Annotated in this window: 12 protein-coding genes; 6 read left to right on the forward strand and 6 right to left on the reverse strand. The window is 44.5% G+C overall.

Translation table 11 applies throughout. The annotated features are described in order from the left end of the window. Nucleotides 1-282: 282 nt before the first annotated feature. Complete coding sequence (locus Q1A86_RS15805) at nucleotides 283-975, forward strand: hypothetical protein (protein WP_299808407.1); 693 nt, start codon at nucleotides 283-285, stop codon at nucleotides 973-975. 90 nt (nucleotides 976-1,065) lie between these two features. On the opposite strand, the gene Q1A86_RS15810 is transcribed toward Q1A86_RS15805, so the two are convergent. After that, a complete protein-coding gene (locus Q1A86_RS15810) occupies nucleotides 1,066-1,503 on the reverse strand; it encodes a DUF3069 domain-containing protein (RefSeq protein WP_299808409.1) in 438 nt (145 codons plus the stop codon). A gap of 80 nt (nucleotides 1,504-1,583) precedes the next feature. Further along, on the reverse strand, nucleotides 1,584-2,108 hold the full coding sequence (locus Q1A86_RS15815) for a phosphatase PAP2 family protein (protein WP_299808412.1): 525 nt from the start codon (nucleotides 2,106-2,108) through the stop codon (nucleotides 1,584-1,586). 187 nt (nucleotides 2,109-2,295) lie between these two features. On the opposite strand from Q1A86_RS15815, the gene Q1A86_RS15820 reads away from it, so the two are divergent. The 3 genes from Q1A86_RS15820 to queG all read left to right on the forward strand — a co-directional run bounded on the left by Q1A86_RS15820 (nucleotide 2,296) and on the right by queG (nucleotide 7,660). Next, entirely contained in the window at nucleotides 2,296-4,179 is a 1,884-nt protein-coding gene (locus Q1A86_RS15820; protein ID WP_299808415.1) for a GGDEF domain-containing protein, read from the forward strand. Nucleotides 4,180-4,515: 336 nt separating this feature from the next. Continuing rightward, nucleotides 4,516-6,345 (forward strand): diguanylate cyclase, encoded by a 1,830-nt coding sequence (locus tag Q1A86_RS15825; protein WP_299808418.1) that lies wholly within the window; start codon nucleotides 4,516-4,518, stop codon nucleotides 6,343-6,345. Between the two features lie 91 nt (nucleotides 6,346-6,436). Further along, nucleotides 6,437-7,660: a tRNA epoxyqueuosine(34) reductase QueG gene (gene queG / locus Q1A86_RS15830; protein WP_299808421.1), complete on the forward strand. Its 1,224-nt coding sequence runs from the start codon at nucleotides 6,437-6,439 to the stop codon at nucleotides 7,658-7,660. 38 nt (nucleotides 7,661-7,698) lie between these two features. On the opposite strand, the gene Q1A86_RS15835 is transcribed toward queG, so the two are convergent. Next, nucleotides 7,699-7,911 carry a dodecin gene (locus Q1A86_RS15835; protein WP_012156412.1) on the reverse strand — a complete coding sequence of 71 codons (213 nt, stop codon included), beginning with the start codon at nucleotides 7,909-7,911 and terminating at the stop codon, nucleotides 7,699-7,701. 332 nt (nucleotides 7,912-8,243) lie between these two features. Beyond that, nucleotides 8,244-8,747 (reverse strand): carboxymuconolactone decarboxylase family protein, encoded by a 504-nt coding sequence (locus Q1A86_RS15840; protein ID WP_299808432.1) that lies wholly within the window; start codon nucleotides 8,745-8,747, stop codon nucleotides 8,244-8,246. Nucleotides 8,748-8,875: 128 nt separating this feature from the next. Between Q1A86_RS15840 and Q1A86_RS15845 the strand changes: the two genes are divergently transcribed. Further along, entirely contained in the window at nucleotides 8,876-9,778 is a 903-nt protein-coding gene (locus tag Q1A86_RS15845) for a LysR family transcriptional regulator (RefSeq protein ID WP_299808435.1), read from the forward strand. Between the two features lie 22 nt (nucleotides 9,779-9,800). On the opposite strand, the gene Q1A86_RS15850 is transcribed toward Q1A86_RS15845, so the two are convergent. Both Q1A86_RS15850 and metE read right to left on the reverse strand, forming a co-directional pair. After that, entirely contained in the window at nucleotides 9,801-10,322 is a 522-nt protein-coding gene (locus Q1A86_RS15850) for a protein disulfide oxidoreductase (RefSeq protein WP_299808438.1), read from the reverse strand. A gap of 409 nt (nucleotides 10,323-10,731) precedes the next feature. Further along, complete coding sequence (gene metE, locus Q1A86_RS15855; protein ID WP_299808441.1) at nucleotides 10,732-13,002, reverse strand: 5-methyltetrahydropteroyltriglutamate--homocysteine S-methyltransferase; 2,271 nt, start codon at nucleotides 13,000-13,002, stop codon at nucleotides 10,732-10,734. A gap of 177 nt (nucleotides 13,003-13,179) precedes the next feature. Between metE and Q1A86_RS15860 the strand changes: the two genes are divergently transcribed. Further along, nucleotides 13,180-14,082 carry a LysR family transcriptional regulator gene (locus Q1A86_RS15860; protein ID WP_299808443.1) on the forward strand — a complete coding sequence of 301 codons (903 nt, stop codon included), beginning with the start codon at nucleotides 13,180-13,182 and terminating at the stop codon, nucleotides 14,080-14,082. Nucleotides 14,083-14,124 lie beyond the last annotated feature (42 nt).

Genomic DNA, 14,124 nt, shown 5'->3' on the forward strand with positions numbered 1-14,124 from the left:
TAACTCACTAAGCCTTTAACCATAACGCCGCCCCCCCAGGGTTATGCTTATCTAATGCAGACACTTCTGCCCGCCGCAGGCAATTGAAACCACTATTGTTGGTTGTCACTCTCAGCATAAAAATAACAATTAACTTTCATGAACAAGATTATTGTTTAGCTATCCCCCCTAACTTGACGAAAATCGTAAACTTGCAGCTAAAAGCAAAAAACGGTAGGTTGCAGGTCAACAAAAGGACAGTTTTGTTTAACGATTAAATAATAACTTAAAAAAGGACTTACAATGTACAAAGTACTCGTAGTGATATGTGCCCTACTGACATTATCAGGCTGTGTTTCGCCTATCGCTTTGCAAGAACAGACTCCTACCCCTGAATATCAAAACAAAGAGCCTATTCTCATCAGTGTTATCGATAATCGAAAAAAAGTTAAAGAAGGAAAACCTGAAACTTTCATTGGACGTGCTCATGCAACGTTTGGCATACCTGTTGATTGGGATGTAAATGCAATTTTAGCGACGGAAAAAACAGATAAATCTTTAACCTTAAGCCAATGGCTGCAAACACGAATCGTCACAGGACTGACTGAAAAAGGGTGGCAAGTAAAGGCTGCTGACTTTAAAACGGTACCGACAGAAACAATCGCTAGCCATACGTTAACCGAGCAAGAATCGCAGCACCTTTTAGTCCTCGACTTGCAAGAGTGGTTCTTTAGTATCAATTTAAATTGGGTATCGTCATTTAACTTTGATACCGATGTTGATACCTACTTATTTGATAAGACTCGCGGCTTAACTTATCAAAAAAATACCCAAGAAAGAGATGTCATTGAAGAAGAAGGTAGCGAATCGCCACAAAACAATGTACTACGTGCTTACCATGACCAACTATTACAAATCCTCTCTGATCCAGAGCTAAAAGCGTTAATACTGCAAGAGCCCCCCGTAAAAACGGCCGAGTCGACAACTACGCTATAAACCTCCACATAAACAAAAAAGGCTATGGGAAAACTCCCATAGCCTCTTGAAATAGCCTTTTTGACTTAACTTTATAGCAAAAAGTTAAAACTATTGACCTGCAATAACAGCCTTAATGCTGTTAAGCATCGAACGGTCAGTTCGCGCTTTCTTAAGCTTGCGTACACTCTCTTTAAGCGAAGCGTCTGATAATCGAGTGAAGATACCGTTGTACTCTTTCTCGGCGATCTCATCGTCAGTGTCGGCCATCTCTGCGATGTCTTGCGCGACGCGGCTTAGCTGGAACCATGCGTTAGCGATATAGAAACCGTGGAAGTCCTCTTTTGGCAATAAGCCCTTGGCACTGGCTGGCAATGCGTCCCAACCAGCGCTGAACTTAAGATCTTTGTCTTCAATTAGCTCATTGCAAAGGTTTGCGTAGGCTTCGAACAATCCCTCAGGAATGTCATTCATTGGCATCACGGTGTTGCATACGTTTAATGAAACCTGCTCAGCACGTTCTCTATAAGCCTGGGTTACTTCTGTCATTGCTTTCTCTCTACAAATATATCTAAAAATATTTCAGTTAGATGGCGCCAAATAGCACCTCTCTAAATTCAATTGGTACGTTAAAATTTACCGCTTACATATAAGCCGTAATTACCGTTACCAACGATTGGTGTGATGGTGATGCCTTTATAAGGGTCGGTAAAGTATAGCCCTGATAAAATGCCAATGGCGGCGCCAGCTAATACATCTTCCACATGATGCTTATCGCTTTCAACACGGGTGTAACCCACGTAGGCCGCGCCAATGTAAGCGGGAATAGCCCACTGCCAGCCGTATCTTTTCTGTACAAAGGTTGCAGCGGCAAAACTGTCAGCGGTATGTCCCGACGGGAACGAGTCATCCCCAGAGCCATCGGGCCTGTCTTTATCGACCGTATATTTAAGGCCTTCGACCACTAAGCGAGAAACCACGCCAGTTTTGGCTAGTTGCCACGCGCCTTCGTAACCCTCTTCATAGATAAGAGTGCCACCCAGCACAGCGGCAGGAATAAGCAGGTGCAATACATCGCCTGACTTTTCTAAATCCGATGAGGCGAAAGTTGTCCAACTTGTCAGTAAAAGCAAACAAGCAAATAGCTTTTTCATTGGTGTGACCTGTGTCATGAGCCATTTAAGGGCGTTGTTATACAGGCACTGTGTGGTAAATGCAAAAACTTGTGAAAGCGATTCGATTTTGAGCACTCAACAGATAAAAAAACTTAGTTAACAAAAATCCTTATCGTGTATTCTAACGGCTGAATATAAAAGACTTTAATAATTACAATAAAAGTAAATGCACAAGCCAATTCAATTATTGCTCATCCTTCTAGCCTTACTCATAAGCTCGGTTAGCCATCATGCTGCTTCAGCCACTACGGATATCCAACGTGCAGATGAGCTACTCGACTTGCTCGACAGTGGTGTCGTTGAGGGAAATATTGAGAAAAAGCAATACCTCGAAGAGCTCGTGCCCTTAGTGCCTAAAGGTGATCTTGCGAGGCAATTACGCTTAACTCGAGCCACCTGCTGGTCATATGACATGCTGGATGATGCTGAAATTGATCAGGCTTTGTCATTTGCGAAACAGGCCTTAACACGTCCAGAGTTAGCTAACGCCCCCGATGATAAATTGGATTTAGAGCTTTGCTACGCTTGGTTTTCCGAGCAGAAAGGCGATGTTGATACTGCGCTAACCTATTATAACCGACTGGTCATTGAAGCCTACAGGTTAGAAAATTTGCGCCTTATGGCTGACGTTCGAATGATGCGCGGCTATTTAACTTCCTTTCAAGGCAATTATACCCAAGGGATTGAGGACTTAATGACAGCCCAAACTCTGTATAAAAGTTTAAATGTCACCGTTTGGGTGCAGCATAGCCTATATGAAATCGCGACCATATATCGCCGCTTAGGTGATCAAGAAAACGCTATCCGTTATTACAACCAATTGTATAAGAGCCACATCGACAACAAGCAGTTTGACAAGGCCAATGTGGTGATCTCATCGATCGCAATTGCAGAAGAAGAGCGCAATAACTTTGCTCAGGCTAAAAAACTTTTCTTAGAAAGTTACCACTACTGGGACGCTAACGGTGAGAAGTTCAGAAAAGCTGGCGTAGCCGTGAACATGGTTGGAACCTTAATCAAACTAGGAGAAATCAACCAGGCTCGCCAGTACCTAGATGAGGCGGTCCCTTTTATCACTCCGTCTGCGGAAGGCTTCTATAACTATATGCAGCTGTTTTATGCCCAAGTTCACTTAGAGCTTGGGGAGTTTTCCCAAGCCCACAAAAGCATCGCCTTAGCCCGAGCCGCATTTGAACGAGTCAAAAGTCTACGAGGGTTAGTGCAAGTACAACTGGTCGAGAGCCAAATCTTTCTGATGCAAGATAACTGGCAAGCAGCCTATGAGTCTTTATATAAGTATATGGAGCTGCATATGGAACTGGATAAAAAGCTATTCTCTCGTTACAACGCCGAGATGCGAACGCGTTTTAATGCCGAGCAGATAGAAGCCGAAAATCGACATCTAATTGAAAACCATAAGCTTAAAGAGCTAGAGTTAGCGATGCTGGAGCAGAACAAGGTTCAACAATGGATTATCATCTTTATGGGCAGCATAATCCTTATCATCATATCGATTTTCACTTATAAGCAGTCGCAGAAGAATAAATTACTGTCTGCGTTAGCACTGACTGATGAACTTACTCAACTGCCTAATCGCCGCTACATCTACACCCAAGCCCAAGGCTATTTTGAGTGCGCAACAAATAATCAGCAGGCTTTATCCTGTATTAGTTTCGATGCAGACTATTTCAAACTCATTAATGACCGATATGGTCATGAAGTTGGCGACAAAACCTTAACGTTACTCGCCGATACCTGTAGAGCCGTACTAGGGACTCACTATGAAGCTGCGCGAGTGGGCGGTGAAGAGTTTCTCATTCTGCTGCCCAATACCGATAAGGCGCAAGCCCTTAAGGTTGCCCAAGTTCTGGTCAACCAGGTCCGTAATGCTGACTTTAGCCTTTTCCCTCAAGGGTTCTCGATAACGATAAGTGCTGGAGTCTCAAGCCTTAGCGATACTGACGATAAACTTTCTCAGCTGCTGAAACGAGCCGATGAGGCGCTTTATTTAGCCAAAAAACAAGGCCGGGACCAAGTTAAAATGATTTAAGCTCGGCCACTTTCATCTTACGGCTGCAACAGGACAAATAATCACTGGCGTAAATCCTTACCGCCAATATCAGACCTGCTATCTCATATAGCAGGTCCATCACCCATATCGTAATTTTTGTCTCTATTCATTCGCTATAACGCTGCTGCAAAGGCGGCCATAGATACTTATATTTGGTCCTATTCTATGACATTGAACAACACTAAAGCTTGCCATACTTTATACTGTATAGTGTATAATTAATTCAGAATATCAATAACTTCTACGCAAAGTAGACATTAAATGCCCAAGCTTTCTTTGTTAATACAAATCCTACTTTTTGTAAGCGCTCTTTCTGTGAGTAGTTTAGGCTTCGCTACACAAACTAACACTCAAAAAGCAGATGAAATCTTTGCCATTATTGATAGTGGTACCATCAACAATTCCGAGTCCTATCAACTGCATCTAGCTCAGCTAGAAAGCCTAGTTGTGAAGAGTGACACCTCAAGATTTCTGCGCCTACAGCGGGCATGGTGCTGGTCATTTACCCCTTATAAGAAAGAACAAATTCCAACAGCCTTAGCATTTGTCAAACGCGCACTCACCCACCCTGAATTAGCTCAATACCCAAACCATAAGCTTGATCTAGAGCTTTGCCAAAATTGGTTTACAGAGAAGCATGGCAACGTAGAAGCTGCACTAACAGGTTATAACGAGATAATAGAAGAAGCCTATGCACTAGAGAATTTACGCCTCGTTGCCGATGCCAGAAATATGCGTGGCTTCTTGCGCTCTTATCAGGGTAACTTTACTCAAGGACTTGAAGACTTACTCATAGCTCATGCTTTATATCAAAATTTAAGCCTACCGGTTTGGGCTCATAACAGCTTATATGATATCGCTACCAGTTATCGCCGCCTAGGCGAACACGAGAATGCTATCCGCTACTTTAAACGACTTCAAGACAACCATATTAAGAACAAAAATTTTGATGGTGCCAATGCGATATCAGTCTCTATCGCCATTGCCGAAGAAGAACAGGGCAATCTAGAAGTCGCAAAGAAGTTACTTAAAGAAAGTCATGACTATTGGAAAGACAAGAAAAAAGAGTTAGAGCAAGCCACTGTTGGAGTGAATATCGCTGGCACCTTGATAAAACTCGGTGAGATATCTCAAGCTCGCCAATACCTGAATGAAGCCGAGCCGTTTATTCTCCCAACAGATACAGCATTTTACAGCTTTTTACATCTATTTCGCGCACAAATTTACCTCGCTGATAACCAACTGCCTCTGGCTCACAAGAGTATTAGCTACGCACGTACCGCCTTTAGCCGCGTGAAGAATATACGTGGATTGGCACAGTTGCAATTAGTTGAAAGCCAAGCCTTTCTCAAGGAGGAGGATTGGAAACAAGCCTATTATGCACTCTCTGAATATATGAGGTTGCATAAAGAACTCGATAGTAAGCAACTTTCAAGCTACACCACAGAGATGCGTACCCGCTTCAATGCTGAGCAGATTGAACAAGAAAACCGTCACCTTATAGAAAACCAGCGGCTAAGAGAAATAGAGCTGACCATGTTAGAGCAAAATAAACTACAGCAAGGGATCATCATCTTTCTAGGTGGTGTTATCATTCTGATAGTTTCTGTTTTTGCCTATAAACAAAATAAAAAAAACAAACTCTTGTCTGCACTTACGCTGACGGATGATCTCACCCAACTTCCCAATCGCCGTTATATCTTCACCAAGGCTGAGACTTGCTTCGAACAGGCCCAAAGAACTGAGAGCCCATTTTCAGTAATTACATTTGATGTCGACTACTTCAAGCTGATTAACGACAAGTTTGGTCACGAGGTCGGCGATAAGGCCTTAAAGTTCTTGGCGGATACTTGCCGCACAGTGCTTGCAACGCAAAATAAGACTGCCCGTATTGGCGGCGAAGAGTTTCTAATTATCCTGCCAGATACCGATTTAGCGCAGGCTTTTAAGATTGCTCAAGCCTTAGTTCATAGCGTCAGATATAGTGATTTCAGCCCATTCCCTGCAGACTTTAGCATGACTATCAGTGCTGGAGTCGCTAGCCTTAGCACTACAGATTGCAAGTTGTCGCAGCTCCTTAAAAAAGCCGACCAAGCCTTATACGTAGCTAAGAATGAAGGTCGTAACCAAGTTCGAATGGGCTAATTGAGCTATAGATGGGGATACCTATTTATCCCCAATAACTGCTATCATTAATGGTTATACCAAGCCGATACTTTTAGCCAATAATAGGCCTATGTCCGATATATCTTCACAACTTGCCCCTATCGATACCCTAACGCCCATTCAACTTGGCGAGTTAGCCCTAAACATTAAACAATGGGGCCAAGAGTTAGGCTTTGCGCAAATTGGGATTTGCGATACCGATCTCAGTGCCGAAGAGCCAAAACTTCAAGCTTGGTTAGACAAAGGTTATCACGGCGACATGGGCTATATGGCTAATCATGGCATGATGCGCGCGCGAGCTTATGAGCTACATCCAGGTACTGTGCGAGTGATCAGTGCGCGGATGAATTACTTACCGCCAGATGCCGGCTTTGCCTTTAATCTTAAAGACCCCGATTTAGCCTATATCTCTCGTTATGCAGGTGGACGTGATTATCACAAGATGATCCGCAATCGCCTCAAGAAACTGGGTGATAGAATTGAAGCCGAATTAAAACGGCTTGGCGTCGATAAACCTAACTCTCGCCCTTTCGTCGACTCAGCCCCCATTTTAGAGCGCCCTTTAGCCGACAAAGCTGGCCTTGGCTGGACCGGGAAACACAGTTTATTGCTTAATCAAGATGCTGGCAGCTGGTTCTTCTTGGGGGAGTTATTAATAGATTTACCTTTGCCTGTCGATATTCCTGTGGCCGAAGGCTGTAATACCTGTGTAGCCTGTATCAAGTCTTGCCCAACCAATGCCATTATCGAACCATATATCGTCGATGGTAGTCGCTGTATCTCTTATTTAACCATTGAGCTGCAAGGGACAATTCCTGTTGAGTTTAGGGAGGCTATCGGCAACCGTATCTATGGCTGTGATGATTGCCAACTGGTTTGCCCGATTAACGCTAAGGCGCCTCTAACCGAGGAAAACGACTTCCATACTCGTGCTTCACTCAAGCAGCCTCGGCTACTTGAGCTATTTGCATGGAGTGAAGCTGAGTTTTTAAAGCTCACCGAAGGCAGTCCAATTCGACGCATCGGCCACCCTCGGTGGCTGAGGAATATTGCTATCGCCCTCGGTAATGCCCCTAGCAGCGAAGAGATCATTGCAGCACTCGAGACTCGCAAACTCTCCGATGAGGTGGATGAGATGGTGATAGAACATATTGACTGGGCCCTGAATCAGCAACAACTAAAACTCGCCCAACAAAATGCGCAGCCAGAAGCTACGCATATTCATAAAACTCAAAGCCGCAAAACCCAAAGGGTGATCCGCAGCATTGAGAAGGGCTTACCGAGAGACGCCTAACGCTTTTATTACTAAAGCATAAGCGCAGCTGTGCCAACTTATGCTTTAGGATCTAAGGTGAAGCCCACTTTGATTGTCACTTGCCAATGAGCAACCATACCTTCTTCTAAATGTCCTCGCGTTTCTACTACCTGAAACCATCTAAGATGCTTCAATGATTCATTTGCTGTAGCAATGGCATTTTTTATGGCTTCATCTGAGCTAATTGGAGACGATCCTGCTAGTTCGATAATCTTGTAGGTATGGCTCATGTTGACTCCAACACTAATTAAGGTAATGACCTTAATCAGTATAGAACAACATCAGTGTTAGTCAGTGTGAGCCAGATATTTTTGCCGTTAACTTTTAAAGCCGACACTGGCGTGCCCCCCATGCAGGTGAGCACCTATACCGACCCCTTATACTTAGCACTTACATTTAGATCGAGTTCTTAGACTTAAACACCTGCAGTAAACTTGAATACGAACCATGCAACAATGGTGCATGGCTAGCCATTCCAATCCTAAAGGCGCTTGGTGACCCTCTGGCCACAGCAAGAGCTCTTTCCTTTCGTTATCCAATCACAATAATTATGTGACCCGTATTAGTTGCTTACTTCGAAGCTACCCACACCAAAGTCGAATGTTTTAGCCAAGCGGTTCCAAGCATTAATTTGGATAACAGCCAGTGTCAGCTCGCTTATCTCTTTACTAGAGAAGTAGTCCTTAAGGGCTATTGTCGCCTCTAGCAGACGCGTTTCTTCATGGGTTACGCCAGCATGGGGAAGATCTGTGAGCGCCTCGGCCCAATTTAATACCACACGCTCTTTCTGAGTGTAGTAAGGCGCTTCACGCCAGATAGACAGTGACGCCATTCTCTGAGCGGTTTCGCCTGCGGCAAGAGCCTCTTTAAAGTGCATATCGATGCAGTAGGCACAACCATTAATTAACGATACACGGTAACGAATAAGCTCGAGTAAAGCATGCTCTATCCCACAACTATTGACATAGTTTTCTGTTTTTAGCATACAGCTCATCACGCCACTGGCGATTTCAGCACTCTCGAGCGGCGCAGTAATTGAAAGGTGTTGATTAGTTGATTGAGTCATCTCTTGTACCTTGTTAATTGAATCGATTAATGGAACAACACCTATTATCCACAGATACAAAAAAGCTGGAATACGCGCAAAAACTGCTTTACCTTTGCATAAAACGCAAAAGTAGATTGAGACAACTCATGTTAAGTGCGATGCGGATCTTTATCAAAGTGGTTGAACTCGGAAGCTTCTCCAAAGCTGCCGGGGTACTCAATATGGCGCCCTCAAGTGTTGCCCGTAATATCGATAACCTTGAGCAAGACTTTAATGCTGTGTTACTCAAGCGCAGCACTCGGCAACTATTGCTCACTAAGGCCGGTGAACTTTTCTTGGAGGGGGCACGCAAGCTTGTTAATGATGAAGACGCACTGAAAATATCACTTTCAAAGCAGGATTCTCAGCCCGAGGGCATATTAAGGATTTCAGTATTTGAAGGTTTTGGTCGGGTAAAAATTTGCCCTCTACTGCCTGGTTTTTTAGCCCTGTATCCTAAGGTGAAGATTGAAATAGACTTAGATAATCAACTGGTAGATTTGCACTCTGAGAATGTGGATATCGCCATTCGCATTGGCAGTGCACAAGATTCGAGTCTAAACGCAAGAATGCTGATGAAGAACCAAACCTCGCTCTGCGCGAGCGCTAAATACTTGGCTCAATATGGCACACCTAAGAAGCCTGAAGAGCTGCAACAACATAACTGCCTATTACTCGACCGTGACAGACAGCGTACCTATTGGCATTTCCGAAAAGGTAAACAATATAAGAAAGTCCCGGTGCAAGGTAACCTGACTTCCAGAGGTGGGACGCCAATTCTAGAAGCGGCGATACATCACGGCGGCATAGTGCAACTGTCGAGTTGGATGATGGACGACTTAATCCAAGATGGCAGCTTAGTACGCTGCCTGTCCGACTGGTCGCCCTCATTATCAGAGCAATCCAGTGGGGATATCTATGCGCTCTATAGTGGCGGTAAACACATGCGGCCAGTCATCCGCGCCTTTATCGACTATTTAGTGCAATCCCTTGCCAAAGCCACGAGCTAGAAAGTGTAAATTGACAAGCAGATTAGGAAGCCAACCACATGCGCCACCAGATCCCTGGCAAGCTGGTAAAACCGCTTGTATATGACTGCAACCTCCCCTCCTTAATAATGATGAGTGTCGGTGTTACATGTACAGACCAATCGCTCGCGCTACGGTTATCCGCATCATTTATCACAGGAAAATGATAACCATGCTCCTGCATGTAATCATTAATTTCGCTATTCGAACCCGATGCAATTGCCACACTCACCACAGGGTAAAAATTTGCAATTGATTCGACCGATGGGCTCACCGAACGACAAACTGGGCACCAAGTTCCCCAAAAATATACCAATACAGGCTCTTCGGCACTGAGCACTGTCACGTCGATAGCCTCTCCAGTTAAAGAGAGACCTGATATTGATGGAAAGTTATTGACTTCAACATCACGGCTACGCCATTGATCTACAACCCAGGCTATAGCACTGAACATAACAATTAAAATCAGCAGCTGCTTTAGCCAGTAGGAGACGCGCTGTTTTATCGTCTGTTTCTTTATTGTCATTCGTCTCTTCACTCTTTGTTCACTTAGCTTATCAGGTAAATACTATCGCAAAGGGAAACAGCACCGCGCGACAAATTGAGATAGGAAACTTATATGACCGGATATTTCATAAAATAGTTCATTGCTTCAGTTTATTGCTAAAGTTAATGATTAAATTAATCACATACACTCTGCGTCATAAGTAAATCTTTACCATAGAGTCCATAAAAAAGCGATGCACCATCGTCTGATAGCACACCGCCTTAATAAATCGCTCTGTTACAGGGTTATGCCAAGTTAAATCAGTCTTTCTCAGTGCTTACAGTTAACGCTCGGCTTAATGCCGCTGTAAACCTGAAGATTGAAGCGCGATTTTCGCTCAGTAACTTATGATAGCCACAGAGCATTAGCTGCCTATGTTCAACAAATACTACCCTAGGTTACGGCGTAATATCTTAGTCGCCTCAACTAAGTTAACTAAAGCGGGCTCAACTTCATCCCAGGTACGGGTCTTAAGACCACAATCGGGGTTAATCCAAAGCTGATCAACGGGTACTTTACTGGCCGCTTTTTGCATCAAGCTAACAATCTCATCGACCGTTGGCGTGTTCGGTGAATGAATGTCGTAAACACCTGGGCCTATTTCATTAGGATAATTAAAATCTTCAAAGGCGTTGAGCAACTCCATTCTTGAACGTGATGTCTCAATGGTGATCACATCGGCGTCCATCGCCGCAATCGCCGCTATGGTTTCGTTGAATTCGCTATAACACATATGAGTGTGGATCTGCGTTTCGTTAGTCACGCCCGCAGCACTTAACTTAAAGGCATTGACCGCCCAGTTAAGATAATGCTGCCAATCACTCTTCTTCAGCGGCAACCCTTCACGAAATGCCGGCTCATCAATTTGAATAATACCAATACCCGCATCTTGCAACTCGACCACCTCATCTCGAATAGCGAGGCCGATTTGAGTTGCTATCTGCTCGCGGCTGATATCTTCACGGGCAAACGACCAATGTAAAATGGTAACAGGACCGGTCAGCATGCCTTTAACTGGTTTGTCGGTGAGGCTCTGGGCGAACTCAGCCCACTCCACTGTCATTGCGGTTGGTCGTGACACATCACCATAGATAAGCGGTGGCTTAACGCAGCGTGAACCATAACTTTGTACCCAACCAAACTGAGTAAAGCCAACACCTTCAAGCTGCTCGCCAAAGTATTCCACCATGTCGTTACGCTCAGCTTCACCATGAACGAGTACATCGATACCCAGCTTTAATTGGCGCTCAATACTGTCTCTAGTCACTTGGCGAAGCTGCTCGTTATATTGCTCAAGGCTTATCTCCCCTTTACGCCAGCGGCTACGTAGGCCGCGAATAGCTGGAGTTTGCGGAAAACTCCCTATGGTAGTGGTTGGTAGTAAGGGCAATCGATACTTAGCTCGCTGCACAGTTTGTCTTACAGAGAACACATCGTCACGTTGGTAATCTTGCTCGATGAGTGCATCAACGCGGGCAATCACATCTTGATTAGCAGCTTCTGCACGGGCATCACGCCTTACTTGGCACTCGCTAACAATGGCATTAGCTTCTGGCGAATTAGTCTCGGTTAATAACACTTTAAGCTTATTAAGCTCGGTGAGTTTCTGTTTGGCAAAAGACAGTTGCAGTTTAAGCGCTGGTGCAAGCTCGGTTTCCACTTCTAAATCAACCGGACTATGCAGCAATGAACATGACGGTGATAACCATAAACGTTGCTTCAGATCGCGAGCGACACAGCTGAGCTGCTCTGCAATATTATCAAGCTCTGCCGCCCACACATTACGACCATTAATCACACCGGCAGATAATATTTGCTCTTGCCCTAATGTTGCCACAAATTTAGCCAATTGCTCCGGCGCGGTCACTAAATCTAAATGCAAGCCAGCCACTGGCAAGCCGGACACCAACTGATAATGATGAGCAATGCTGCCATAGTAGCTGGCCAATAATACTTTTAAATCTCCTTTAGAGAGAGCAGCATAGGCTTGAGTTATCGCAGCTTGCCAATCACCTTCAAGCTCCAATGCAAGCACGGGCTCATCAAGCTGGATCCATTCAACACCTTGGCTTTTAAATCGAGCCAATATTTGCTGATATGCCTCGATAAGCTGCGGCAACAAACTCAGCCGATCAAAATCTGAACCGACCGATTTAGACAGATATAAAAATGATACCGGACCGAGAATGACTGGCTTAGCTTGATAGCCAAGAGCTTGTACCTCGCTCACCTCATCAAATAGCTGCTCATAGCCAATATCAAAGCTTTGATCCGCAGTCAGCTCTGGCACAATATAGTGGTAGTTAGTGTTAAAAAACTTAGTCATTTCAGCTGCTGGAGCGTCATTACCTGTTGGTGCTCTGCCACGCCCGACACGAAACAGTGTGTCGATATCTATGTTGCTATCTCCACGGTGACGCTCAGGAATGGCTCCTAAGGTCGCACTCAATGTTAATACTTGATCATAAAAAGCAAAATCACCAACAGGTAATAATTCCACCCCGGCATCAGCCTGCCACTGCCAGTGTGACTTACGTAAATCTCTCGCAATATCAAGCAATTGAGACTGTTCTATTTCGCCACGCCAATATTTCTCTAAGGCAAACTTTAATTCACGAAAACGTCCTATGCGTGGAAAACCCAAACTATTTAATTGCATATTGTATACCTTTTGATGTTAAGATGAGGAAAATTCAGAGTTAACGCCCGTCTGAATTTCATATAACTAAACATAACAACGGGCGTCTGGACGTCTAGAAGTTTATTGTGTTAGCCTATGTATTCGCAATCGAAACGAATTCAAGCGCAACATGAGAAAACGTCATGTGAGGATAAAATGATAGAGCTTAGACATTTACGTACATTAGTTGCCCTAAAGGAAAGCGGCAGCCTCGCTGGGGCAGCAAAAAAACGCTTCGTCACTCAGTCAGCACTCTCGCATCAGATCAAGGAGTTAGAGACGCGTATCAACTCTGCTATTTTTGTACGCAAGAGTAAGCCTCTCTCTTTCACTCAAGAAGGCGCGAGATTACTCAACCTTGCTGAAGATATTCTGCCGAAGGTGATCGAAACAGAGTTTGACCTAAAGAAAGGTTTAGAAGATGGCGATAATCACTTAGGTGTTGGCATCGAATGCCACAGCTGTTTCCGCTGGTTAATGCCAGTGATGGAGGAGTTTAGAAAACAATACCCTCAGGCCAATCTCGATCTATCCAGCCGTCATTTGTTCGACTCGCTGAACGCGCTAGAGCAAGGTGATCTCGATGTTGTACTGAGCTCAGACCCAGTGCCTGGTCAGTCAATTGCCTACCAGCATTTGTTTGATTTTGAAGTGAGATTAGTGGTAGCCAGTGACCATCCTCTGGCTCAGCAAGAGTATGTCACACCGAAACAGTTAGAGAATTTATCGATTTTAAGCTACCCAGTTGCGCTCGAACGCTTAGATATATATCGCCACTTTTTAGAGCCTGCCGGCATTCAGCCGGGTCCACAAGTAAAGTGTGATTTAACCATGATGCTGCTGCAACGAATTGCCTGTAAAGATGGTGTGGCCGCTTTACCGAGCTGGTCGATTAGTGAGGCCCATGGTCTTAGCCTTACTAGTGTCAAACTGGGTCCTGAAGGGCTTAAGCGTCCTCTCTTTGGTGCATACCGTCGTAACGGTGCGAATGCACGTTTAGCTCAACATTGGTTAGAGTTAGTCGCTAAAGAAGGCCTAGCAAAACAGAAGCTTAATTAATTGGTTAGCGTAACAAAAAGCCTGCATGATGCAGGCTTTTTT

Source organism: uncultured Shewanella sp. (assembly GCF_947497935.1).
Lineage (GTDB): Bacteria > Pseudomonadota > Gammaproteobacteria > Enterobacterales > Shewanellaceae > Shewanella.